Origin of the sequence: Methylobacterium sp. FF17, assembly GCF_025813715.1 — a bacterium.
GTDB lineage: Bacteria > Pseudomonadota > Alphaproteobacteria > Rhizobiales > Beijerinckiaceae > Methylobacterium > Methylobacterium flocculans.
This window is the reverse complement of record NZ_CP107532.1, coordinates 2,598,298-2,620,969: the sequence shown is the minus strand read 5'-3', so window position 1 is coordinate 2,620,969 and position 22,672 is coordinate 2,598,298. Positions and strand designations below refer to the sequence as shown.

At 69.2% G+C, this 22,672-nt stretch carries 29 protein-coding genes and 1 pseudogene; 19 read left to right on the top strand and 11 right to left on the bottom strand.

The window, feature by feature from the left end:
* Window positions 1–407 precede the first annotated feature (407 nt).
* Both OF380_RS12230 and OF380_RS12225 read left to right on the top strand, forming a co-directional pair.
* Window positions 408–2,654, top strand: coding sequence for a TonB-dependent receptor family protein (locus OF380_RS12230; RefSeq protein WP_264051024.1), 2,247 nt, complete (start codon window positions 408–410; stop codon window positions 2,652–2,654).
* A gap of 209 nt (window positions 2,655–2,863) precedes the next feature.
* Window positions 2,864–3,565, top strand: a pseudogene (locus OF380_RS12225) (hypothetical protein); the annotation flags it as partial.
* A 54-nt stretch (window positions 3,566–3,619) separates the two neighbouring features.
* On the opposite strand, the gene OF380_RS12220 reads toward OF380_RS12225, so the two are convergent.
* Window positions 3,620–4,051, bottom strand: coding sequence for a hypothetical protein (locus OF380_RS12220; RefSeq protein ID WP_264051023.1), 432 nt, complete (start codon window positions 4,049–4,051; stop codon window positions 3,620–3,622).
* A gap of 501 nt (window positions 4,052–4,552) precedes the next feature.
* On the opposite strand from OF380_RS12220, the gene OF380_RS12215 reads away from it, so the two are divergent.
* Window positions 4,553–4,816 carry a hypothetical protein gene (locus OF380_RS12215; RefSeq protein ID WP_264051022.1) on the top strand — a complete coding sequence of 88 codons (264 nt, stop codon included), beginning with the start codon at window positions 4,553–4,555 and terminating at the stop codon, window positions 4,814–4,816.
* A gap of 72 nt (window positions 4,817–4,888) precedes the next feature.
* Here OF380_RS12215 and OF380_RS12210 read toward each other — a convergent pair whose 3' ends face one another.
* Window positions 4,889–5,245 carry a TIGR02300 family protein gene (locus OF380_RS12210; RefSeq protein WP_264051303.1) on the bottom strand — a complete coding sequence of 119 codons (357 nt, stop codon included), beginning with the start codon at window positions 5,243–5,245 and terminating at the stop codon, window positions 4,889–4,891.
* A gap of 59 nt (window positions 5,246–5,304) precedes the next feature.
* Here OF380_RS12210 and OF380_RS12205 point away from each other — a divergent pair, with 59 nt between their 5' ends.
* The 3 genes from OF380_RS12205 to OF380_RS12195 all read left to right on the top strand — a co-directional run bounded on the left by OF380_RS12205 (window position 5,305) and on the right by OF380_RS12195 (window position 6,863).
* On the top strand, window positions 5,305–6,114 hold the full coding sequence (locus tag OF380_RS12205; protein ID WP_264048435.1) for an IS5 family transposase: 810 nt from the start codon (window positions 5,305–5,307) through the stop codon (window positions 6,112–6,114).
* A 216-nt stretch (window positions 6,115–6,330) separates the two neighbouring features.
* Window positions 6,331–6,693, top strand: a complete 363-nt coding sequence (locus OF380_RS12200) for an ArsR/SmtB family transcription factor (RefSeq protein ID WP_264051020.1) — start codon at window positions 6,331–6,333, stop codon at window positions 6,691–6,693.
* Window positions 6,690–6,863 (top strand): metallothionein, encoded by a 174-nt coding sequence (locus OF380_RS12195; protein ID WP_264051019.1) that lies wholly within the window; start codon window positions 6,690–6,692, stop codon window positions 6,861–6,863. Before OF380_RS12200 ends, OF380_RS12195 begins: the two co-directional genes overlap by 4 nt.
* A 50-nt stretch (window positions 6,864–6,913) precedes the next feature.
* Here OF380_RS12195 and OF380_RS12190 read toward each other — a convergent pair whose 3' ends face one another.
* Both OF380_RS12190 and OF380_RS12185 read right to left on the bottom strand, forming a co-directional pair.
* Window positions 6,914–9,064: a TonB-dependent receptor gene (locus OF380_RS12190; RefSeq protein ID WP_264051018.1), complete on the bottom strand. Its 2,151-nt coding sequence runs from the start codon at window positions 9,062–9,064 to the stop codon at window positions 6,914–6,916.
* 140 nt (window positions 9,065–9,204) lie between these two features.
* A complete protein-coding gene (locus tag OF380_RS12185; RefSeq protein WP_264051017.1) occupies window positions 9,205–9,651 on the bottom strand; it encodes a Fur family transcriptional regulator in 447 nt (148 codons plus the stop codon).
* Between the two features lie 94 nt (window positions 9,652–9,745).
* Between OF380_RS12185 and OF380_RS12180 the strand changes: the two genes are divergently transcribed.
* A complete protein-coding gene (locus OF380_RS12180; RefSeq protein WP_318784632.1) occupies window positions 9,746–10,042 on the top strand; it encodes a DUF1289 domain-containing protein in 297 nt (98 codons plus the stop codon).
* 170 nt (window positions 10,043–10,212) lie between these two features.
* On the opposite strand, the gene OF380_RS12175 is transcribed toward OF380_RS12180, so the two are convergent.
* From OF380_RS12175 to OF380_RS12165, 3 genes are all read right to left on the bottom strand, one after another.
* Window positions 10,213–10,920, bottom strand: coding sequence for a class I SAM-dependent methyltransferase (locus OF380_RS12175; RefSeq protein WP_264051015.1), 708 nt, complete (start codon window positions 10,918–10,920; stop codon window positions 10,213–10,215).
* On the bottom strand, window positions 10,910–11,374 hold the full coding sequence (locus tag OF380_RS12170) for an Rrf2 family transcriptional regulator (protein ID WP_264051014.1): 465 nt from the start codon (window positions 11,372–11,374) through the stop codon (window positions 10,910–10,912). The genes OF380_RS12175 and OF380_RS12170 overlap by 11 nt, the downstream gene beginning before the upstream one ends.
* A gap of 588 nt (window positions 11,375–11,962) precedes the next feature.
* Complete coding sequence (locus OF380_RS12165; protein ID WP_244477241.1) at window positions 11,963–12,070, bottom strand: hypothetical protein; 108 nt, start codon at window positions 12,068–12,070, stop codon at window positions 11,963–11,965.
* A gap of 232 nt (window positions 12,071–12,302) precedes the next feature.
* Here OF380_RS12165 and OF380_RS12160 point away from each other — a divergent pair, with 232 nt between their 5' ends.
* Genes OF380_RS12160 through OF380_RS12150 form a run of 3 tightly spaced genes read left to right on the top strand, consistent with a single transcriptional unit; the run spans window position 12,303 to window position 15,372 of the window.
* Entirely contained in the window at window positions 12,303–14,453 is a 2,151-nt protein-coding gene (locus tag OF380_RS12160; protein WP_264051013.1) for a M48 family metalloprotease, read from the top strand.
* Between the two features lie 10 nt (window positions 14,454–14,463).
* Window positions 14,464–14,967 (top strand): hypothetical protein, encoded by a 504-nt coding sequence (locus OF380_RS12155; RefSeq protein WP_056186785.1) that lies wholly within the window; start codon window positions 14,464–14,466, stop codon window positions 14,965–14,967.
* 54 nt (window positions 14,968–15,021) lie between these two features.
* Window positions 15,022–15,372 carry a hypothetical protein gene (locus tag OF380_RS12150; protein WP_147830653.1) on the top strand — a complete coding sequence of 117 codons (351 nt, stop codon included), beginning with the start codon at window positions 15,022–15,024 and terminating at the stop codon, window positions 15,370–15,372.
* 3 nt (window positions 15,373–15,375) lie between these two features.
* On the opposite strand, the gene OF380_RS12145 is transcribed toward OF380_RS12150, so the two are convergent.
* Genes OF380_RS12145 through OF380_RS12135 form a run of 3 tightly spaced genes read right to left on the bottom strand, consistent with a single transcriptional unit; the run spans window position 15,376 to window position 16,919 of the window.
* Window positions 15,376–16,068 carry a hypothetical protein gene (locus OF380_RS12145; protein WP_264051012.1) on the bottom strand — a complete coding sequence of 231 codons (693 nt, stop codon included), beginning with the start codon at window positions 16,066–16,068 and terminating at the stop codon, window positions 15,376–15,378.
* A gap of 52 nt (window positions 16,069–16,120) precedes the next feature.
* The gene (locus tag OF380_RS12140) at window positions 16,121–16,606 is read right to left on the bottom strand and encodes a hypothetical protein (RefSeq protein ID WP_264051011.1); all 486 of its coding nucleotides are present in this window, start codon (window positions 16,604–16,606) and stop codon (window positions 16,121–16,123) included.
* Window positions 16,593–16,919: a hypothetical protein gene (locus tag OF380_RS12135; protein ID WP_264051010.1), complete on the bottom strand. Its 327-nt coding sequence runs from the start codon at window positions 16,917–16,919 to the stop codon at window positions 16,593–16,595. The genes OF380_RS12140 and OF380_RS12135 overlap by 14 nt, the downstream gene beginning before the upstream one ends.
* A gap of 361 nt (window positions 16,920–17,280) precedes the next feature.
* On the opposite strand from OF380_RS12135, the gene OF380_RS12130 reads away from it, so the two are divergent.
* The 7 genes from OF380_RS12130 (at window position 17,281) to OF380_RS12100 (ending at window position 21,093) form a co-directional block, all read left to right on the top strand.
* Entirely contained in the window at window positions 17,281–17,739 is a 459-nt protein-coding gene (locus tag OF380_RS12130) for a hypothetical protein (protein ID WP_264051009.1), read from the top strand.
* Between the two features lie 109 nt (window positions 17,740–17,848).
* The gene (locus tag OF380_RS12125; protein ID WP_264051008.1) at window positions 17,849–18,349 is read left to right on the top strand and encodes a hypothetical protein; all 501 of its coding nucleotides are present in this window, start codon (window positions 17,849–17,851) and stop codon (window positions 18,347–18,349) included.
* A 2-nt stretch (window positions 18,350–18,351) separates the two neighbouring features.
* Window positions 18,352–18,960, top strand: coding sequence for a hypothetical protein (locus tag OF380_RS12120; RefSeq protein ID WP_264051007.1), 609 nt, complete (start codon window positions 18,352–18,354; stop codon window positions 18,958–18,960).
* 53 nt (window positions 18,961–19,013) lie between these two features.
* Window positions 19,014–19,292 (top strand): hypothetical protein, encoded by a 279-nt coding sequence (locus tag OF380_RS12115; protein WP_264051006.1) that lies wholly within the window; start codon window positions 19,014–19,016, stop codon window positions 19,290–19,292.
* Window positions 19,293–19,302: 10 nt separating this feature from the next.
* A complete protein-coding gene (locus tag OF380_RS12110; protein WP_264051005.1) occupies window positions 19,303–19,956 on the top strand; it encodes a hypothetical protein in 654 nt (217 codons plus the stop codon).
* 11 nt (window positions 19,957–19,967) lie between these two features.
* Window positions 19,968–20,687: a hypothetical protein gene (locus tag OF380_RS12105; RefSeq protein WP_056186763.1), complete on the top strand. Its 720-nt coding sequence runs from the start codon at window positions 19,968–19,970 to the stop codon at window positions 20,685–20,687.
* A 184-nt stretch (window positions 20,688–20,871) separates the two neighbouring features.
* Entirely contained in the window at window positions 20,872–21,093 is a 222-nt protein-coding gene (locus OF380_RS12100) for a hypothetical protein (RefSeq protein WP_264051004.1), read from the top strand.
* A 14-nt stretch (window positions 21,094–21,107) separates the two neighbouring features.
* Here the strand turns inward: OF380_RS12100 and OF380_RS12095 are convergent, their stop codons facing one another.
* On the bottom strand, window positions 21,108–21,506 hold the full coding sequence (locus tag OF380_RS12095) for an ABC transporter ATP-binding protein (RefSeq protein WP_264051003.1): 399 nt from the start codon (window positions 21,504–21,506) through the stop codon (window positions 21,108–21,110).
* A gap of 144 nt (window positions 21,507–21,650) precedes the next feature.
* On the opposite strand from OF380_RS12095, the gene OF380_RS12090 reads away from it, so the two are divergent.
* Entirely contained in the window at window positions 21,651–21,917 is a 267-nt protein-coding gene (locus OF380_RS12090) for a hypothetical protein (protein WP_056088195.1), read from the top strand.
* A complete protein-coding gene (locus OF380_RS12085) occupies window positions 21,914–22,507 on the top strand; it encodes a hypothetical protein (protein WP_264051002.1) in 594 nt (197 codons plus the stop codon). The genes OF380_RS12090 and OF380_RS12085 overlap by 4 nt, the downstream gene beginning before the upstream one ends.
* Window positions 22,508–22,672: the final 165 nt, after the last annotated feature.

Sequence of the window (22,672 nt, the reverse complement as noted above, 5' to 3'; positions counted from 1 at the left end):
CAACCCTATCATCTGCGGCCATGCGGTCGATGGGAGCGAGGCGGACCCTGCGAATACGGAAGTGCCCGCTCCGGCGCTCCCAGGATGCGCTCTGTGCCAGCTATGCTGTGCAGGGATCACACTCCCGACGCTGCCGACGGGCCTAGCATCCATCCGCCCCCTGCACTGGCACCCGGTGTCGTGGCCGATCCCACCCCCGACTTCCTCGACCTCTCCCGCCTGCTACCCGGGGCAGCCCCGAGCTCCGCCTGACCTCGTCTGATCGCCTTCGCACGTGCTTGCCGCAGCAACCCTGCGCGACTTCCTCCCCGATCAGTCGAGCTTCCACCATGTTCCCGTCTTCAAGCATTTGCCGGCCTATGCGCACGCTGGCCCTTCTTCTCGGCGCAAGCCCTTTCGCGATTACGATGGCGCAGGCCCAGGCCACGGGTCAGGCCGTGACCCTCGAAGAGCTTTCCATCGAGGGCCAGGGCGGCGGCGCCGGTCAGGGGAGTGGCCGGACCGCCATCGCGCCTACCGGTGCCGCCGCACCGACGCCCCTGGACCGTCCCGTCGGCGAGGTCGTCACCAGCATCGGGCGAGAGGGCGTCATCGAGAACCGGGCGGCAACCACCGTCGCCGACGTGCTCCGCAACAGCCCCGGGGTCACCGTCCGCCAGGGCAATGGCCCGCGCGACATCGTCATCTCGATCCGGGGCAACAACGCCCGCTCGACCGGCGTGAACCGCAACATGGTCGTGCTGGAGGACGGCTTTCCCGTCACGCAGGCGGACGGGACTTCGCGCTTCGACCTGACGGACCCCCGCGCCTACGGCCGCATCGACGTGTTCCGGGGACCGCAATCGGCCTTCTTCGGCAACTACGCGACCGGCGGAGCCCTCAACTTCGTCACCCGGCGTGGATCCGAGATCAACGGGGTCGAGTACGGCGTCGACGCCGGCAGCTTCGGCTACCTTAACAACTACGCCACCTTCGGCGGTGTCAGCGGCCCCTTCGAGTACAGCCTGTTCACCAGCGACACGCGCGGCAACGGCTTCCTCAGCCACAATGCCTTCGACACCCAGACCATCAATTTCCTGGGCACCTACACGCCGACTCCGGACAATCGCTTCACGCTCAAGATCATCAACAACGAGGTGTTTACCAACCTCCCCGGACGTGCCTCGCTCGACCAGTTCGCGATCAATCCCTTCCAGCGTGGCTGTGCCACGGCGCTGAACGCCGCCCCCGGCTGCGTGACCTACAACCTCCTCCGCAATGGCCGGAATGGCGCGACCGTGCCGGTCACGGCCAATGAGGGCAGCTTCCTGCGCGGGGACCGTCGCACCATCATTGGCGGCCACTGGGAACACGACCTCGACGCGTTCACGACCTGGCGCACGCAGCTCGTGTTCGATGACCGCAACATCAACCAGCCCTTCTACACGACGTCCTCCCGAGGCGACTTCCCGGGCTTCAACTTCCTCACCGACCTGACCCGGCGCGGTGACCTCTTCGGCCTGCCGGCGACCGGATACGTCGCGCTGGCCTACAACACCCTGAACACCAATCAGCTGACCTACAATCGCGCGCCCTACGGCGGACCGCGCCTCGGGGCCCTGACCGCCGATCAGGAGGCGACGCAGGCCAATCTGGGAGGCCGAGCCCGCGCCGAGGTCCAACTCAGCGACCAGTGGATCGCGGTGGCTGGCATCAGCGCCGAGAACACCACGATCAAAGGGCGCAACATGACCTACAGCTACACGGCCACGAGCACGACCACGACGCTGGCGAACGTGGACCGCAGCTTCCTCAACGTCGCCCCTGAGCTCTCGCTGCTCTACCGACCGAGCGAGGCGTGGCAGTTCCGCGGGCGGGTCGCGACCGGCTACAGCACTCCCACCGCCGGCAACCTGTTCATCACGCCCGCCGGCGTGCCCGGCAGCAACACCCAGCTTCAGACCCAGGAGAACCTTGGGTTCGATCTCGGTGCGGACTGGACCCCGACCGAGAACGTCCGCCTCAGCGTGACGGGCTTCTACGAGTTCTTCCGCAACGAGTTGATCTCGCAATCGCCAGGAGCTGGTCTCCTGAGCTACACCTTCAACGCACCCGCCTCGGAGCACCGTGGCATCGAGGTCGGCGCAAGCTGGGCGTTCGCCCCCGGTTGGAAGGCGACGGCGGCCTACACCTACGACGACCAGATCTACACCCGGTACGTCGAGCAACTCAGTGCCGGGACACGTACCGCGCAGTTCGACCGGGCCGGCAACAAGATCCCCGGCGTGCCGGCCAACCAGCTCCTCGCCCGCGTGGGTTACGACCAACTGACCGGACCGCTGGCAGGCCTGGGAGCCTACGTCGAGACGGTGTTCCAGGACGACTTCTTCATCGACAACGCCAACCAGCTCAGGGCGCCGGGCTACACCATCGTCAACCTGAACCTGCACTACGCCACGGAGCTAGCCGGCGGCTACGCGAAACGACTGAACCTCTTCTTCGAGGCCCGCAACGTCTTCGACAAGACCTACGTCGCCTCGGCTCAGAACCTGGCGAACTCAATCAGCGCGACGACCGGGCTGCAGAACGGGGCTAGCGTCCTGTCTGGGACAACGGGATCGGTGTTCGCCGGGACCCCGCGCAACTTCGTCGGTGGCATGAGGCTTTCTTTTTGATAGGCCGAGCCTCCCTGTACTCCGGCAGGACCCCTTGCGGTATCCGACTGTCATTTGCGGATTCCGTTCGAACGAACGGCCAGTCGGACATCTCGCTGCTTTCACGCAACCTCCCTCCGATGGGCCAGCGAGCGCCAGCCAGGCCAGTGCGTGGATGTAACGTTACAATGTTTCAAGAATCTGGCTCCGGCGGATTGACTGTGCTCTTCGCCCTGGCGGTGATGCTCGGCCACAACCTGTTCGACGGGCTCGTGCTCCAACCCGGCGACACCGGCTACGTCCTCTGGTTGATCCTTCACCAGCGCGGCTTCCTCGAACTGCCCTGGGGCGTGGCGCGGACCTCCTACCCGGTGCTGCCCTGGTTCGGCGTGATCGCGGCGGGCTACGCTCTCGGGCCGCTCTTTGCCGGGCAGGTCGCGCCGGGCACCCGCCGCTCCGGGCTCCTGACGCTGAGCGGCGCGGCGCTGGCCGCCTTCCTGATCCTGCGGAGCCTCAATGGCTACGGCGAGCCGGTGCCGTGGCAGACGGGGGCGACGTCCCTCATGACCGCGCTCTCCTTCGTCAACCTGACCAAGTACCCGCCCTCGGCCGACTTCCTGCTACTGACGTCGGCCCTCGGCCTCGGGCTCCTCGCCCTGTTCGAGGCGGTGCCGGCGCGAAGCCTCGGGGTCCTGCGCACCTTCGGGGGGACGCCGCTGTTCTTCTACCTTGCGCATCTCTGGCTGCTGCGCCTGCTCAATGACGGCGCCTTGGCGCTCGGCCTTGCCGGCCCTTCCGGCCGGATCGAGGCGGGAGCCCCGGTGCAGATCTGGGTGATCGCCGCCGTCCTGGTTCCGCCGCTCTGGCTTGCCTGCCGCTGGATGGGCGGCCTTAAACGCCGCGCCGCCTGGCCGGGCCTAAGCTACCTGTAAGCTCGTCGGACGTTCGCTTCGGGGGCCGGTAGATGACTCGTAATGGTTCGGCGTTCACTGGAGCATCCAGGCAAGGACGGCGGACCGCCTCGACACGGGTATGGCGTGCCCGAAGGGGTGGGCACTGGCAACCTGATTCAGGTGCACATGGAGATCCGCTTCCCGCGGGCTCCCGGACCATCCCAGGCGATAGGTCAGGTCGGTCGTGAAGGCCCCGAGGTCATGGATCACCAAGGGCATGGACCAAGCCGTGCTCGTGACGATGCTCGGTGGGCAATCCTGGCAGACGGTCGCGTAGAGGGTTTCGAGAGAGAGGGGACGGCTCTCCAACTCCTCGACCCATGCACGCGGCAGGCAGCCCGCCAGGGTCGGTCCCAGGAGCCTCGTGCCGTCATCGGCAGGCACGACCCAGACGACGGCGCGCCGAGCGGAGACGAGACAGTGCGACAGGAGCTTTCGCGCGTCGAACCGGGCAACGTCGTCCACGCACGTCAGCACCAAGTCGCTGTCAGAACCAGCCTCGGCATCCGTGCCGGCCGACCGATTGCGAAGGGTACGGCAGAGCTCCCCAGACGCCGACCCGACCTCGGAAACTGTACCGTAGCCCGGGACGAGACGAGCGATCAGCGAGGACACCCTGTCTCCGTAGTCCGAGCCACCGGGGGGGATCTCGTAGAAGCTCAGATCCGGCGATGACGCTGATCGGGGCTGGCCGACCTGTGGGGGATATTCGCGCATGACCGTGACGGTTGACAGCGGCAGAGTGACAATCTCTAAGGCTCCAAGTCACGCAACGCAATAACATTACATCGTTGGCTGAGCCTGCCTCTGATCGGTCGCTGGTCGGATGCATCGGGGTCGATGGTACGCCGCTGGAGGCACCGCAAACCGATGCGCCACAGGACGACCCCGAACGAAACGTCAGGGCACGTCGCAAACATCGATTGCCCATTTGCCCCCGGCAGATCGCGGGGTTCAGGCCACGCGATGTCGAAGAACGACACGCTGTGGGATCTGGTAACGGAAGAGCGGATCGCGATTGAGGACTTGGTGGCCGCGGTCGACACCTACCTCTCCGAGCCGTCGACCAGGGACTACCGGATCGGTCACGGTCTCGTCGTCGACCTGGCTGCATCCGTCGCGAGGCACGGCCATGCTTATCGGACGATGATGGATGCCGAGGCCAGCGAGCCGGCACGACGCATGGCCGTCCGGTCGGCCCTGCTGATGTCGAAGCCCACCAGATCCTAGCCGGGCGCCTCGGCGTGCAAGCCACGGGAGAGCCATGCGCGCCATCCCGTGGCTGGTTCGGCCCGGAGGACGCTACTCGTCTTCGTCCGGCTCGACCTCGACGAGGCTGTCCGTGTCGTCGTCGTCCTCGTCGACGACGAGGGTGTCATCCTCGGACACGTCATCGGCGTCCTCGATGTCCAGGGCGTCATCCCCCTCGGCATCGGTATCCTTGTCGGCCTCCTCGGCTTCGACCTCGTCCAGGGAAACCAGCTCCGGACCCTCGGCTTCGTCCTCGTCCTCGGACGGGGCTTCCTTGCGCGCGACGACCGGAGCGCCCCCCCTGCCAAGCGACGCCGCGACCGTGGGCGGGACCACCTCGCCTGAGTAGGGCGAGATGACGGGGTCCTTGCCGAGATCGTAGAACTTCTTGCCCGTCGTCGGGCAGATCCGCTTCGTGCCTAGAGGCTGTTATGGACCCGTTGTTCGAGGATTCCAGATGAAGGGGCATGACCTCTTCGCGCAGATCCTACCCATCCGATGTCTCCGATGATGAGTGGGCGCTGGTCGCCCCTTACCTGACGCTGCTGCGCGAGGATGCGAGACAGCGCGAGCATAGCTTGCGCGAGGTGTTCAACGGCCTGCGCTACGTCGTGAAGACAGGCGCACCGTGGCGGTGGATGCCCAATGACCTGCCACCCTGGGAAGCCGTCTATCAGCAGGCCCAGCGTTGGCTGGCGGCCGGCTGCTTCGAGCAACTGGCTGACGACCTCCGCGCGCTGCTGCGTCTGGCCTCCGGACGTTCGCCTGAGCCCAGCGCGGCGATCCTCGACAGTCGGACCTTGCGTTCGACGCCCGAGAGCGGCGAGCGGGCTGGCTACGATGGCGCCAAGCGCAAGAAGGGCTCGAAAGTCCACCTGGCCGTCGATACGCTCGGCCACCTCCTGGCCCTGCACGTCACGCCCGCCGACGCCGACGATCGCGCCCAGGTCGGGCGTCTGGCGCAAGCCGTGCAGGCCGCCACCGGCGACAGCATCGACCTGGCCTACGTCGACCAGGGGTACACCGGTGAGAAACCGGCCCAGTCCGCCCGCGAGCACGGCATCGAACTGGAGGTCGTCAGACTGCCCGAGGCCAAGCGCGGCTTCGTCCTGCTGCCGCGGCGCTGGGTGGTGGAGCGCTCCTTCGCCTGGGCGACCCGCTTCCGACGCCTCGTCAAGGACTACGAGCGCTATCCCAGTACGCTCGCAGATCTCCACATCGTCGCCTTCGTCTGCCTCATGCTCAAACAAGCCGCTCAACTCGCGGCCAGTTCATAACAGCCTCTAGGTCAGGTCGCGCCACGCTTTCTCTCCTATCTTGCCAAGTGCCGCGGTCGATGCCTGCGGTCTTCGTGATGTGGGTATCTACTCGACTGGCCTGCAGGGACTGCGGAGCGATTGGCAGGTCGCTTCGCGGCAGGTTCGTTGAACTGGATTGACGTCGCGCCGCTGATCAGCAATACATGAACACATGCTCATGTATTGAGGGTAGGAGTGCAGCATCTCTCGCAGGATCAGGTCAGGGACATCGCCGAGGTTTTCAAGCTGCTCGGCGAGCCGAACCGTTTGCGGATCGTGCTTGCTTGCCTGGACGAGCCCATGGAGGTGGGTGCGCTCGGTGCACGCTTGAGCCTCTCTCAGTCGCTGACCTCGCATCACCTTCGTCTCCTGCGGACCGCGCGCCTATTGCGTGCGACTCGCCATGGACGTCACGTGGCCTATGCGATTGACGACGACCACGTCCGTGACGTGCTGCGGAACATGGTCGCTCACTTCACCGAGCCGCACGAGCATTCCCACGCCCCCTGCACCAATGACGGTGGGGATCAAACCGGATTTGAAGGAGAGAACCCATGACCAGCGTCGATGTCGAGATGGTGAAGTGCGCCTGCCAGGATTGTGTCTGCGTAGTCTCGCTGACCAAGGCGGTGAAGCGCGACGAGAAGGCTTATTGCTGTGACGAGTGCGCCGACGGGCACAAGGGGCATGCCGGCTGCAACCATGCCGGCTGCGCCTGCCACGGTTGATCCACCGGGCCGCCTCCACCTGAAAGTTCTTGGAGGCGGCGCCGGTCTTCTTAGAAGCGCGCCGTCAAGAACAGGCGCACGTTGCGGCCAGGCAGCAGGATCTCATCCTTCTTGAACGAGGCCGAGTTGCGGATGTCGTCGTCCAGGAGGTTGCGCCCCTGCAGGCCGAGCGTGAACTCGCTCGCACCGTAGATCGCCGGATCGACGGCCTTGGTGTAGCTCACCTCGGCGCGCAGGTCGTTCCAGCCAGGCGTGAACGTCTCGAACGGCGCGATCTCGACATGGTCGAAAGCGTGCAGCAGGTTCACCCGGGCGAACCAGCCATCGGTCGCCAGGAACACACCGCCGCCGAGGCGATGGGGCGGGATGCGCGGCACGTAGGAGCCGTCATCGAACTGCGCCCGGACGAAGTCGTACTGCGCCTCGATGCCGGCCCAACCGTTGCCCACCGGGATCACGTCGAGCTGCGCGGCGATCTCCGCACCGTAAAAGGTGGCGTTCTGCTGCGAATAGACGATCTGGCGCAGCTCATCGCCGCTGCCGCAGGAGGCGAAGTCGTCGCCGCAGCGGTTGCCCGTGTCGCGCTTGTAGATGAAGCCGGTGTAGCGGGTGTAGTAGCCCGTCGCGTCGAGGCGCAGCGGCCCCTGCGCCCGGCGGATGCTCATCTCAACCGTGCGGGCCCGCTCCAGCTTCAGGCGGGGATCACCGATCTCGAAGGTCTCGGTGGCGTCGTGCGGCCCCTGTGAGAACAACTCATAGGCCGTGGGGGCCCGCTCCACGTAGGACCCGTTCACGCTGGCAACGAACCCGTAGGGCAGGTCCTGCAGGGCGCCGAAACTGGCGCTCTTCGGGGCGAACCGGCGTTTCAGGCCGAATGAGACCGGGTCCTGGCCTTCGATGGGCAGGTAGTCGCTCGGAAACTGTACCGCCGTGCTCGATGAGCGCGCGCCCTCGATGCGTCCGGCCGCCTGGAAGCGAAGTCCTCCTCCCACCTCCAGCTGCTCGAAGAGGTAGACGGCGTTGAAGCGCGACTCGGTCGGCGGCAGGAAGCTCTCGCCCTGGGTGTTGAGCACGCGTCGGCCGCTCTGCACGCCAAGGGCGCCCGTCAGCGTGCCGAGGGGGGTGAAGACCGGGACGTGCTGGGCCTCGATGCGCCCCTCGACCTCCCGGCTCTTGAAGGTCGCCTGGATGCCGTCGATGCCGTCCTCGCCGATGCCGATCTCGTCGTGCCGGTAGACCGAGCCGCCGGCCCAGAAGCGGATCACCTCCAGAGGGCCGTCCAGCGGACGGTACTCGCCGCGGGCGACAACCCGGTCCTGGCGCGGGTCGAGGCGGGTCCGGCTCTCGGCCGCCTCGCCGCCGGGGATCTGGTAGAGCGCATCGTAGTGGCTGAAGGAGATGCCGATGAAGCCGCGGTCGCCGATGGCCGAGATGCCGACCGAGCCGCCTTGCGACTCGGTGGCCGAGTTGCGCTGGATGCCGCCCGGAATGGCGTAGCTGTCAGTGGCGGTCTTGAAGCCGTCGGCGTGGACCGCGATGCCGTCCTTGCCGGCGTCGACCGTCGCGGCGCCGAGCCGCCCGTTATCGACGCTGGAGAAGCCCGTCGTGACCTGTCCGGAGACGCCGTTCGCCGGGATGAAGGTCGGAACCCGGTTGTTCTCCGCGGAGACGACGCCGCCGATGGCGCCCGAGCCGTAGCGCAGAGTGGCGGGTCCGCGGATCACCTCGATGCGGTCGCTCACCAGCGGATTGACCGGGACGGTGTGGTCCTCGCCCAGGTCCGACACGCCATTGTTGATGACGCCGTTCTCCTGGATGCGCACGCGGGCATTGTCGAGGCCGCGGATGATCGGCCGGCTGGCCGCCCCCGGCGCGTAGGTCGAGGAGGAAATGCCGGGGCGGTCGAACAGGGCGTCCCCGAGGGTGCGTGGCTGCTCGCGCGCGATCTGCTGCTGCGTCACCACGGTGACCGGCGAGAAGGTGTTGGTCACCACCGGGAGCACGCCTACGGGGAACGTGGCGCCGGACCCGGACGATGCGCCACCGCTCCCGCGAACGGGCTGGATGGGGCTCGGCGAGGTGACGCTGAGCTCCTCCAGGGCCACGGACTGCTGGGCCGTCGCGGTGCCTGCCGGAAGAAGCAAAGACAGCGAGGCCAGGGTTGTACCGGCTGCGAGCCGAGCGCGAAGCGTGAGCGACATGGGTAATCCGACCGAGCGTTATACTATTACACCTGCCTTGGTAGGCCCCTGGCCCGCAACCAGGTTCATCCACAGTCGGGCCGAATGCGTCGCAACGTTACACTGTTGCAACATGCGACTGATGTCCTGTTCCGATGCCGTCATCCCTGACAGGCCGAGCAAAGCCCTTCGATTTCCATCGGGCGTCTCCCGGAAACGAACCTTCGCAGGGACGCTGTTCGATTGATGCAGGCTCGGAGCGGCTCGGCGGCGATCTCACTCACGCAATCGCAGGCCGTACAGACGAGGAGGATGGCGCAATCGCCGGCGGTTTGCGGATCACAGCAGACGTAGGCCTTGCGCAGACCGACGTGTCGCACGAGCGCCGCTTCCATCAGGAAGTCCAGCGTCGGGTACACCGCCTGTGGAGCGAGGTGTCTGGTCGGATCAGAGAGCCGCTCGGCGATTGCGATGGCTGACACCGGCGTGGGGGCTGAGGCAACGACCTCCAGGACCCGGCGCCGCAGCGGCGTGAGGTTGAGGCCGCGTGCGTAGCAGCTATCGACTGCTCTCCTGACGGTCCTGGCCGCCGTCGTCTCGTCCATCATCCAACGAGCCTTACCACCCTGACGAGGCCGCTCCCATCCGAGGGGTCGACGTCGGACCAAACTCCCCGGTTGCGGGTTAGGAGTCGATGAAACTATGGAGCTTTGCTCATCGAAGCAGGTGCGGGGCGACCCGCCGTCGAGACTTGGTTCCCTCGGCAAGGTGAAGGCACCGACCATGAAGGATGATCCATGCATCGGTCTCTGTCAGTTCGATGGGAAGACCGGGTGGTGCCTGGGCTGCGGTCGTACGCTTCCGGAGGTGAGGGCTTGGCGTAAGATGACGCCGTACCGCCGCACGGCCCTCGCTCGCGAACTTCCGCGCCGGATGCAGCAGGTGACCGACTCCGCATCCGCGGCCGAGCCAAGCCGAAGGCGCGCCCGGGCCCCTTAGTGCCGGCGGGACGACGCATGGTGCCGGACGGACCCAAACGGAAGCATGATCCCTATGGCAGGCATTCCCGTTCACCGGCATTGGCTGCGACGCCGGTTTCAGGTTCAACCTGGTTTTCCCCGGCGGCTTCGGAGCAGGAGCGGTCGTCGCGCAGCATCGGGCGCCGTTCCCTACGCCCGCGCGATCCAGCCCCGCCAGGTGAAGGCGGCGTAGAACAGGGCAACGTCCGTGAAACCACCTTCCCTTAGGATGGCGGCATCGTCCCCGGGGCTCAGGGCAGGCAGGCTCGCATCGACGGCCAAGCGAGCCTTCCGTGCCGTTTCCGGTTCGGCCCCCGATGCGAGCGCGTACGCTTCGTAGCGACCCAACCAGCGCTCCCGCTCACCCTGCTCCTGCGGAAAGCTCGTGTGCGCGGCGACGAACGGAGCGCGCGACCTCAGCCGCTGATGGATACTCCGAACCGTTGCCTGCCGTTCGACGCCTTCGAGGAAGTGGAGCGTGAGAAGGCAGGTGGCCGCATCAAAGGGACCGGCCGGGGCGTCGTCGATGTAGCCCTGGACCAGGGTCACCCGTTCCATCAGGGGACCGAGCGTCCGCTCGGCCTGCAGAAGCATCTCCTTCGCGGGATCGACGCCGACGAAGGTCCATTCCGGTTGGGCCTCGGCAAGGGCCCGTAGCTCCAAGCCACCGCCGGTGCCGAGCACCAGGACATGTGCGTCATGTCGGGTTCCCTCGGCGAGGAGGATGGCGGTCATTCTATGAAGGGCCTCGAAGCCGGGAACGAAGCGGCGTGGTCCTTCGTGGTACTTCGCGGCGGCCGCCGGATCGTCGAAGACAGCGATGAAATCAAGGGGCTGGTCTTGGCCGCTACGCGCCATCGGGACGGGCTTCCTTTCGGTTGGTTTCACGCTTCGAAAGCCGGGCATGGAAATCGACGCTGAGCTGCCCGAGGGTCACGTCGCCTAGGCGCGCGAGCAGCAAGCGCTCGGCGTCCTCGAAGGCGGTCGCGAGCGCTGCGTTTACGGCCTGCTCGACAAGGCACGCCGGGAATGCGTTGCGATGCCCCATCGCGAAGATCTCGGGCGCTCCAAGGGCAAGATAGACATCGTGCAGGGTGATGCGGTCGAGGTCACAGGAGAGGCTCCATCCTCCTCCGTGTCCCTTTTCTGATGTTACGAGGCTGAGGTCGCGCAAGCCGCCCATGATGCGACGAACCACGACCGGATTGGTCTGCATCACCATGGCGAGCCGCTCGGATGTCACCGGCGTCTCGAACTCGGCCATGTGAAGGAGGACGTGGAGCACGCCCGACAATCGGCTGTCCCGCCTCATGTAACTTCGATAGTGTCATGTCTTGTATCGTGTCAACGCCTCTCGGCTGGTCCCGACCTGATCCGCAGCCCTTTGCTGGATGAGGAGGGCACGTTGGCTGTGAGCTGCAGATTACGGTTTCGTTACAGCGATGGTGCGGCTCGAACTGCGGTGGAAGATCCATGCGCGAGTCCGGTCGTACCGTAGGGTCTGCTTTAATCGGAGCATCGCCCAAGAACGGACGGCCAGAAATCCACCCAACCCAGCCGTTTAGTGGACCGGCGGGTCCCGACCCAGGCTGTGTGAAAACGCGGCCCCGTTCCGAAATCGTAGAAGAATCCTCTTGGTGGCAGGCATTCCAGCCTACCAGACCACCGTTCTGATGCAATTAGGGCGCCGGTTTCAGCACTACTGACGGTGTTCGAAGGGGAGATCCTTCTATCGCTTCCACGTTTTCACACAGCCTCGACCCAACACAGTCATAAGGATCGCCATCAGCGCTTCCCGAAAGCGGCCATTCGTCGGCCGTCCGGCAATTTCGGCTCGGGATGGGTAACGGACCTTGACCTTCTGCCCCGAAGCGGACACCGAACCATTGGAGTGCAGCAGTCACCGTCTACCGGCAGAGGCCAAGCTGCCTCTGTCAATGATCTCGACCGCGCCACGACGTAGCTCGACCAGACCAGCCTCTGCCCATTGCGCCAGAATGCGACTCACCACCTCGCGGACGCTGCCGATGTCAGTGGCTATTTCCTGGTCAATCGAAAGACTGGCGCCATGGACCTGATCAAGGGTGAGAGCCGCAAGGTCGATAGGATCTCGTGCCGCAAGCACGACAGCCTCATCCCGATTCCAGTGGACGAGCGTCCGGCGAACAAATTCTGAGTGACCCGTTCTGGCTCCGAACGCATCTGAGGAGGCGGGTATCCCTGACGTAGCTAATTCGCGCATGCCCTTGCGCTTGCGTTCCGTCACGCACCTGATCGCCGCCACCGTCCTCCTGCCCTTGGGCATCCTGCTCCTCGGCCTGTGGGAGCAGGAGCGGGCCGGCGCCGATTGGGCCGACCTCGCCGCCGAGCGGGAGCACCTGACCCGGATCGTCGCGGATCTGGAGGCGCGGGCGCCGCCGGACGGGCGCCCCGATTTCCGGATGCAGTTCCGCCGCAACGGCAAGGGTTATGGCGGTCCACTCGCCCTGGTTCAGGCCCGGGCGGCTCGGGACGAGGTCGCGATCCTGACGACGATCATGGACTGGCGCCGCCTGCTCCCGCCCGTGGTCGTCGCGGCCGGGGGGGGCGCCGCACTCCTGTCGATCCTCGTGCTCCTCACCGGCGCCGCTCTCGGGCGGCTGGGGCGGGCCTCGCGCGACGCGCTGGTGGCCGGTTTCTCGTGGATGCGCCGCCTGCTGCCGCCGGTGCTCACCCTCCAGGTGCTCTTTACCACGGCGGGCTTTGTCGCCGCCGTGGTCTTCGAGGCCGGGTTGCTGGCACGGCCCGGGCTGGGCGGCGGCGAGATCAAGATGCTGTTCGTGGCCGTCGTCGCCATCGGGGCGGTCCTGGTCGCGGCGGGCGCCACAGTGCTCGGCCTGCGCCGGGCGCTCTCCGCCTTCGAGCCCGACCCCCTGTCGATCTTCGGCCGGGTCGTCTCGCCCGCCGAGGCGCCGGGCCTGTGGCGGCTCACCGAGGGGCTGGCCGACCGGCTCGGGGCGCTGAAGCCGGAGGCCGTGGTGGTCGGCCTTACCGGAGGCTTCTTCGTCAGCGCCGGCCCGGCCGTGGTCGAGCCCGGCGGCGCGCCGCTGACGGGCCGGATCTTCTACCTGCCGCTGCCCTACCTCGCCCTGCTGCGGGGCGACGAGGTGGCGGCGATTATCGGCCACGAACTCGCCCACTATGCCGGCGGCGACACCGTTTACAGCCAGCGCTTCCTGCCGATCTACGCCGGCGTCGGCCGCTCCCTCGACGCGGTGGCGCAGGGGCATGCCGGGTCCTTCGGGCTCCTCGGCCCGTCCTTGCGCCTCGGCGTCTTCGTCATGGAGAACTTCCACCTCGCCGTGCGTCACTGGAGCCGGACCCGCGAGTTCGCGGCCGATGCGGCAGGCGCTGGCCCGGCCTCCGTGGACGCCGCCGCGCGGGCGCTCCTGCGCACGGGGGCGGTGGCCCCCCGCATCGCCGAGACCTTGGACGCCGCCGCCGAGGCGCCCGCGTCCGCCCCCGCCGACCTCGTGGCGGCGAGCCTCGACCACGCCATCGCGCGCGGCCTCGACGATCCGGCGACGCATCTCGAAGCAGAGCAGGCCCACCCCACCGACACCCATCCGCCGACCCGCGAGCGCGTGGCGGCCCTCGGCCGGACCCTCAACGCCGAACTCCTGGCCGCCGCCGCCGCCGTGCCGCCCCCGCACGCGCTCGGCCAGCTCGCGGCCTACTTCGCCGATCCCGCCGGCCTTTGCCGCGCGGCGACGCACGACTTCCTCGACGCCGTGCGGGCCCACGACGCGGCGTTCCGCGCGCACCTGGAGGCGACGGTGGCGGAGATCGGCACCGAGGCGCGGGTGCTGCGCGAAAGCACCCGCCCGGGGGCCATCGCCCTCCTGGTGGCCAGCGGCTTCTTCATCGGGGTCGCCCTCCTGTGGCTCGCCGCCGGCCTGCCCGGCCTGTCCGCCAGCCAGGCGGGGGCCGTTATGGGGGTGGCGCTGGCCTGCGGGGCGGTCCTCGGCGGCATCGGCGGTTTCCGGCTGTGGCGGGGCGAGCGCACGACGATGATCCTGAGCCCCGATTACGTGGCGGTGCCCGGCCTCGACCGGCCGATCCCCTGGGACAGCATCGCCGACCTCGACATGACGACCCGGCAGAACGGCGTCGTCACCCGCCTGCTGCTGCCGCCGGAGGCGCCGTTCCCGCAACGGGTGCCGGGCGGCCGCAAGGTGAAGCTCGATGCGGGCCGGCGTATCGTCACCATCACGGCGGGCCTGCCGTACCGGATGTCGGTACAGGACTTCGCCGGCCTCATCGGCCGTTACCGGCAGGCGGCGCAGGCGCGCCGTGTCCTGGCCGAGACCGCGGCGGCCTCCGAATCCTCCCAGACTCCCGCGATCCCGTGAGGTTCCGAGCATGAACACCGCCGCCGACCGCCCCGAGCCCCTGCGCCTGCCGCCGCCCCGCCAGGGCTGGGGCAACATCTTCTGGACCCTGTTCGGCCTCGTGGCGCTAGCGGCCCTCCTCGTCGCCTGCGCCGTCTACACGGCCCCGCCGGTGATCTCGGATTGGCAAATCCGGGACACGGCGCGTCCCGTCGCCGCCGCGCGGGTGAGCGACGGCAAGTGCAGCGCGAAGATCGTGCTCCATCTCTGCGACATGACCCTCACCCTGCCCACGCCGACGGGCACGGTGGTGCGCCGGATCAATACCGTGTTCACGGGCATGCACGTGGGCGATTACAGCGTCCGGGTGCTGGCTGATCCGGCCCGGCCCGACCTCGTCACCACCGATCTCGCCCTCGACCGCCTGTGGAACCGCACCGTCACGCTTCTAGTCATCGCCGGGGCGCTGGCGGTCATCATCGTCGCGGCCCTCGCCGCGATGGTGCGCAACCGGCGCGCCGGCGCGATGGGCTAACGCGGTCACGGCCCGGGCGGATCGCTCCGAAACACGAGGGATAAGGACCAGTACATGATCGTCTTCTGGACCGGGCGCGGCTACTGGGTCGTCCTCTTCGTGGCGCTGGCGATGTTCCTGCCCCTGATCGTCCTGCGGCAGGTCGACGGGCCGGAAGTTGACAGGGCGGTCTGCCTCACCATGAGTCTCGCGGCGCTCGCCGTCCTCGGTCTCGGATGGCGCTGGAACCACGGCACGACCTTCGGGCCGGCCGGGCGCGACCACGCCTTTTGGGGGCTGCCGATGCAGGTCTGGGCCGTGCCGATGCTCGTGTTCGCGGCCCTGCTCGGGACCGGCACCATCACCACGGCGGAGGCCTCGCGCGCCCGCCCTTCCCTCCAAGAACCCGGCGGCGTTGTTCGGTAAATCTCAGCCCCGCGACACGAAAAACCAGTTCGGCGCGAGGCGGCGGTCGCTCTCGGCCTCGGAGGCGGCCGGAAACACGTCGTCCGGCCGGTACAAGAACGACGTGCCCCAGGGCGTGCCCCCCGGGATCGGTTCGTCCAGGCCGATCTCGCCGCCGGGACCGCGGGTGAACCCCGCGAGCCCGAGGCGTTCGAGGGCGTCGCAGAGGGCGCGGTAGCGGTCGTAGGGAACCCCGAGTTCCCGCAGGACGTCGATCTCCCGCAGGCTGTCCGTGTCGCGCGCGCCTTGCGGGCGGTACGGGGTGACGCGCTGGCCGTTGACGAGGCGGGTGCTCTCCCACCACGCCGTTCGCTCCGCCTCCGCCGGAGGATCGTCCCGCCCGCGTTCGAAGGACACCAGGGTGGGCATGGCCGCGATCTGCGCCACCACGGCGTCGAGCCGCGATCGGTTCAGAACGAAGTAGCCCGTCGTCGTTCCGAACGCCGCCCAGATCACGGCAGCAGAGAAGACCGCCAGGGCCAGGAAGGCCGCGACCCGGCGCTTCGCCGCGCGGGCGAACGCCGGCACCGCGACGACGGCCGCGGCGATCCCCGGGGCCGGCGCGTAGGCGACGAGGGCCCAGCCGAACACGACGACACCGCAGCCGCCGACGATGAGGGCCGCCCTTCGCGTCCCGTCGGACCGAGGGGCAATCATGGCGGGACGATCATCGCCGAGAATCCCCGACCAGAATCCTCGAACGGCGCCGTCATCGAACGGCCGCACGGTCGATGCGGGCGCGTCGCGCCGGGAGGTGCCGGCCCAGGAGCACGAGGCCGAGCCAAGCCAAAACCCAAGCCAAAACCCAGGCCGAAAACCACGCCGCAAGCCAGATCTCGTACGGGTGGGCGTCGAGGGCGGCTTCCCCATCGAGGCCGAGCCAGCGCGCGAGCCCGTGCGGGACCGGGATCGAGAGCAGGCCGACGGCAAGGACGAGGCCGGCCGCCCGGTAGAGGGGCCGCGCCGCGCCTTCCACGGTGCCGACGAGGCCGCCGACGAGGGCCGTGCCGAGCCAGAGTTCGACGGGCCGCAAGGTCGGATCGGTTCCGGGTTCGGCGAACAGGAGGGGAAACAGCAGGAAGACCGGGGCGAGGCCGAGCGCCAGCAGCAGCCCGAGGAGCGGAACGTGCAGCAGCCGCAGGACGCAGCGTCGGACCGGATCGCCGGCGTCGGGGCCCCGCTCAGCCGTCCGCATCGCGCGCCTGGTCGAGGGCCTTCAGGATGGTGGGGTCGCCCCGGTGGCGCCGTCGCAGGGTCCGCTCGTCCGCCTCGGCGGCGTCGCAGCGCAGGCGCTTCACGGCCGCCGCGATGGCCCGGCCGCGCGCCGCGTCCGTGGCATCCTCCCCGCCCCAATGGTTGCAGTCTCGCAGCCGCGTCACGTACGCCGTCACGTCGCCCGGCAGAGCGGGCTCGGCCCGGACGGCGAGCGGTCCGAGGAGCGGCACGGCGAGAAGCGTTGCGAGCGGCCCGGCAGAACCCTTGGCGACCTTGGCGAGAACGGTCCGCATGGCTCTCCATCCTGCCTTTCCTCGGGCGTCCCGCGCCGTATACAGGGAACCCGCATGAGACGCAGCCTTCTCCCCGCCGCCCGCTTCGCCGCCGCCCACTTCGCGCTCCTCGCAGCGTGCCTCCCCGCCTCGTCAATGGCGGTGGGATGGGAGGCGGCGCGGTTCGAGCCGCCCGCAAAGACCGAGACCGCGACGTCTGGAGAGGGCAAGATGTCGGGGGAGGGCAAGCAGATCACCTGCACCACCTACCGCGATCTCATGGTGCGCGAGAGCGACACCGACACGCCGGACCCCGAAGACGCGACCCTCGTGCCCCTTGCGAACGGCGCCGCTCCCGCCTGCGCCGCCGCGCCGGGGACGGGTGCGCGCATCCTGGCGACCGCCGGCCAGCGCTTCCTCGGCCGCGCGGGCGGGTTCCTCGTCTATCGAGCAGGCGAGCACCAACGGCACCGTCCCGCTCGCGGTGCTCGACGCAGGCACGGGCCGTATCCTGATCCGGGACACGACCGCCGAAGCCGGCATCGACTCCTTCGCGGTCGCGGACGGGACCGTGCGGCTCGGTTTCCAGCGCGGCGTGCAGGGGGCCTGCTCGATCCCGAAGCATGGGGCCGCGTGCTGGATGCGGATCGCCCGCGACGGGGTGCTTCCCTCCGCCGTCGCGGCTCTGCCGGCGCCCGTAAAGGCCTGCGCTGAGACCTATCGGGCCGGAAGGGCCCCGAAGGACACGCTCAGCATCGTCTCATTTCCCGTACGCCTCACGGGGACCGCCCCGCCCACCGTCGAGGCGAGCGGCCCGGTGCGCTGCGTCCCGACACCGTGAGGGCGATCTCACCGTGAGGGCGGGTTTCGCCCTGAAGGCAAATCTCACCCCGTCATCGAAACGTCACGCCAAGCCCGCATCCGGGTCCGCCCATCCGAGGAAACACCGCATGATCTCACGCCGCCACGCCTTCGCCGCCGCCCTGGCGGTGCTGTCCGCGACCGCTGCGCAAGCCGAGCCGACCATCGGCCTCGCCGAGCGCCGGGCCATCGCAGCCTACCGACAGGACCGCTACCCCGCGCAGGAGAAGGCGATCCAGGAGGCAGCGGGCTTTGCCGTACCGGTGGAGGTAGCGTGGGACCAGCTCACGATTCCGGGCGACGCCAAGTATTATTCCGACCCGGGCTACTTTGAGAAAACGATCTTCGAGCCCCTCGCCACCGGTCTGAAGGAGGTGGCCAAGGACACCATGGGCCGCGAGGCTCTGGCCCAGAAGCTCAAGACCATCCGCGTCCGCTTCGACGAGAAGACCGCCCCCGCTTCGAACTACCCCAACGGCCTTACGTTCATCGGCGGGGTCCTCGACGTGAACTGGCGGCCGTTCTCCAACGTCGCCGACAGCAAGGACCGGGTCGAGGCCGTGGTGAAAGTGCTGGAGAAGGGCCTCTGACGGTGCGTGGCACCGCCCTGGGCCTCGCCGCCCTGCTCGCCGCCTGCGGCGCGGCGGCGGCCGAGCCGGCCGCCCGGTCCGGCACCTACGACAGCCTGACCCTGGCGGTTTCCGGCGATGCGGTGACGGGAGTCTTCGCCGAGCAGCGGGGGGCGGCAGATGCCGGGAGCCCGCAATTCGCCTGCGTGTTCCTCCTGCGCGGGACCCTCGCGGGCGACCGAGCCAAGGTCGAGACGTGGTTTCCCGACGAGCCGGAGCGCATTCCGGGAGACCTCGCCTTCACCCCGGACGGCGCCGCCCTGACCCTCGCGGAAGATCACGGCGGTTGTTCGATGACCACTGGCACGATGGTGGGCACCCCCTACGCGCTTTCGCGGCGTGCGGCGGCGGCCCCGGACGGATGGATCGGCGTCGGCCTCGTGACGGCCGAGCGCACGGCCTTCCGGCCGGAGCCCGGGCCGGTTCCGGCCCGTGCGCCCTACCTCGTCCAGCTCGATCCCGTCGCGGTGCTGGAGCGGCGGGACGCCTGGGTGCGCGTACGCTACCGGGGGAAGAAGGCCCCGGTCATCGGCTGGCTGCCGGCGGCCGACCTCGCCGTGGTGATGCCCTAATCCCCCTCATCGCCCCAAGGGGCCGGAGGCCGGCCCCCCATACAGGATACCCAATGCGTCGATCGCTGCCCCTCACCCTCGCCCTGATCGTCTTCGCGGCCGGGCCCGCCCTCGCCCAGGTGCCCGCCGGGCCGCCGCGCCCCGCCACGACCTGGATCACAATCGAGGAGCCCATGAGCACGCTCCTCAACGGAGGCCACCGCATCGTCTCCGCCTCTGGTCCGAGCTTCACCCTGGAGCGGGGCGGCAAGTACGTGGTCTGCGAGGTGCGGCCGGCGGGCGGGATGCGCGGCGCGGCCGAGACCACCTCGACCTGCCACCGCGTGAACTAAGGCCGGCGCGTTGGAAGCCAGGGACTCGTCCCTCCACGCGCGGTTCGACGCCCTGTGGATACGGACCGTCGGCACGCCCGGCGCGGCGGCGTGGCGGGCCCTCGACGCGGGCTACGGCGCGGCGGACCGGCACTATCACGGCTGGCCCCACGTCGCGGCGCTGCTCGCGGGGCACGATTCCGTGCGGGCGCATCCCGATTTCGCCGGCCTCGACGGTGACGCCATCGACCTTGTTATCGTCTTCCACGACGCCGTCTACGACACCGCCCGCGCCGACAACGAAACCCGCAGCGCCGACCTGCTGCGTGCCGAGGCGGGGCCGGCGTCCGGGGATGCGCTCGTCCGGGCCTCGATCGCGATGATCCACGCGACGGCGGCGCACGGCCCGAGCGCGGACCTGGCGACACGGCTCCTCCTTGACCTCGATCTCGCCGTGCTCGGTGCGCCGCGCGCCGTCTATGCGGCCTACGCGGCGGCGATCCGCCGGGAATACGCCGCCGTTTCCGAGGCGGCGTGGCGGCTCGGGCGCGCCCAGGTCCTCGACCGTTTCCTCGCCCGGCCGCGCCTCTACCAGACCGACCTCTTCCACGACCGCTTGGAGGCAGCCGCCCGCGCCAACCTCGCGGCGGAAGCGGCCGGGCTCCGTGCCGGCCCCCCGGAATAGGGACGTCCCGCATGCGTCCCTCGCGCCGCGTCGCGCTCCTCGTCGCGCTCCTCGGCCTGCCCCTCGTGATTGCGGCCTTCGCGGCGGAGGGCCGGTTCGGCACCACGCGGTACCGCCTCGCCGGGACCGCGTACGCCGTGCCCCACACCTACGAGTTTTCCCGAAACTTCCGCCTACCCTGGCTCGACGCGCTCCCGGGGCTCGGCCGGGAGCCGGCGGACGCGCTCTGGCTGATGCTGCCCGCCGCCGAGGTCGCGGCGGGCCTCCCCGGCTACAGCCCCCTCAGCCACGGCCATGCCGGCCCGTTCGCCACCGACCTCGTGGTCCACGTCGTGGGCGACCCGGACGGTCGCCACTTCGCATTCCTCCACGCCCGGCAATGGGGCACTTTCGATGCGCGGCTGGCCAAGGGCGCACCGTGGCGGCCCGACCCGTCCGGCGGCGAGCGCCTCGTCCATTCCGAAGGCGTCGACCACCGGCGCTTCTACCGCCTCCCGTCCCGGCAAGCGGCACGGCCGGCCGACCAGACGCCGCCCAGCTGCCTCGCCTCGGACACCTCGGACGGGCGCGAGGTCTCCACCTGCACCTACCTCGTCCACCGCGATGGCCTGACCTACGATTTCTCTCTGCGCCCGGAGAATCTCGCCGTGGCCGACCGCGTGCCGGCCTACGTCCTGGCGCGCCTCGCGGCCTGGAAGCGTCCGGCACCGGCCCGGGAGAGAGTTCCCTGATCCGCCGCGAGCCGGCCTACTGGCAGCGCCTGCGTAAGGACCGTCCCTCGAACGTGGCGGCCGGGCTCGCCGTCGTGGCGGGCCTCGCCGCCGCCGTCTCGGTCACCGCCTGCCTCGTGCCGGGACCGCACGGCGCCGCCCGTGCCCAGCCGCTCTACTGGCTGTCGATGCTGCCCCTGGTCTGGTGGGCGAACGGCCTGGTGCGGTTCGAGCCGCGCGCGGTGCGGTGCTGGCGGGCCGCCCTGTCCCTGGCCTGCCTCGGCGCGCGGGCCTCGCGGCGGCCCTGTGGCGGGCGGAGGATTGGACGCTGCCCGCCCTCGGCTGCGCCGTCACCCTCGCGAGCGCGTGTGCGAGCCTCGCGGTCCACCGCGACAGCCTGGTCGCCCGCGAGGGGCCGGCGCGCTGAGCGCCACGGACCCGTCAGCGCCGGCGGATCGGCCGCAGGGGGCCGTGGAAGAAGCCAGGCTCCATCCCGATGGCAGCGGCGCGCTCACCGATCACGGCGAGGCCGCCCAGCAGCCCGGCGACAGGGGAATCGAGCAGGTCCGGATGGTTGAGGGCCTTGCCGATCTGGCGGCCCTCCCACCAGAATCCCGCGAAGAGCAGGGCGAGGAGGCCGAGTAGCCCCCAGGTCACCAGGCCCTGCCCGAGGAAGTAGACGCCGTAGGGCGGCGACAGGATCGTGCTGAGTTTGGCCAGACCGATCACCCCGGCAAAGCCCAGGACGAGGATCAGAAGCAGGCGGACCAGCAGGCGCCGATACAGGCGCAGGGCCAAGTCGAGTTCCTCCACGGAGGAGTGGTCGAGCTTCAGGGACATCCAGGTTCCTCACATGCGGTTCTTCCGCCTGATACGGTCCGGGAGGTGTGGCTGACAGGCGGCCGCTCCGCAACCTGCACCGGGGCGGGTGACATCTCGGGGCCGGACGCCCATGCTCGTTCGCCGATGCGAGGAGCCCGAACCGTGCTGGCTATCTTAGACCGCCTGTTCTCCCGATCCGCCAGGCCTGCCCCCGCGACGGGCCGCCTCACGCCCGAGCAGGCGGCGGCGATCGCGGCGCGCGCCGCGGCGGGAACGGGCACCGCCACCACCGGCACGGCCGTGCCGACCCGGACGGACACCGGCCTCGTCTGGGATGTCTGCGAGGTCGCCTACGGCAGCGGCTGGCGCGTGTTCGTAGACGACGCCACGGGCGCGCCCGGCCCGCTCGGGCGCTGGGGCCTCAGGTGAGCCCGACGGCACGGGGAAGAGCGCTCGGTGCGCTCGCCCTCCTGGGGCTTGCGTCCGGCTTCGCGCCGCAGGCCGTGCAGGCGCGCGACGGGGGCGCCTACCCGCTGGCCTGCCGTGACGTCCACGCGGATTTCGCCCGCCATGAGGGGTGTGCCCGCCGCGCGGGGGACTTCGTCCGCATCGATCCCGCCCGCCTCGCGCGCATGCCGTTCCGGGGCGGGGTGACGGAGATCGTCGTCGACGGAATCGGCTGGCTCTGGGCGCGCCGCGACGGGCTGGCGCTGGCGGTGTTCCCCCTCGACAACGGGCCGGACCCGTTCGCGCAGGGGTTGGTGCGCGCGCGTCACGCCGGCAAGGTTGCGTTCCACGATCGGCGCCTGCGCCGGGTCCTGGCCACGGATTTCGACTGGTCGTTCCCGTTCAACGCCCGCGGCGAGGCCCTGGTTTGCCAGGGCTGCCGCTCGGACGGGCGCCAGCCATCCGCCATGATCGGGGGCCGATGGGGGTTGATCGACCGGCGCGGCCGGCTGACGAGGCCGTTGGCGGAAGGCCGAGGCGCCGCCCGGCGCTACTTCGACTGGCCCCGATGAGGAGCGGACGACGCGATCGCGATCCCGCGCAAAGGTTCAGCGATCGCTCTCCGTCCGTCCTCATCAAGAGACGCCGATGCTACCCGTGGAACGCACGCTCCTTGACATCGGCCTGCTCGTCTCCCCGCAGACTTGCGGAGGCGTAAGGACGAGCATTTACATTGA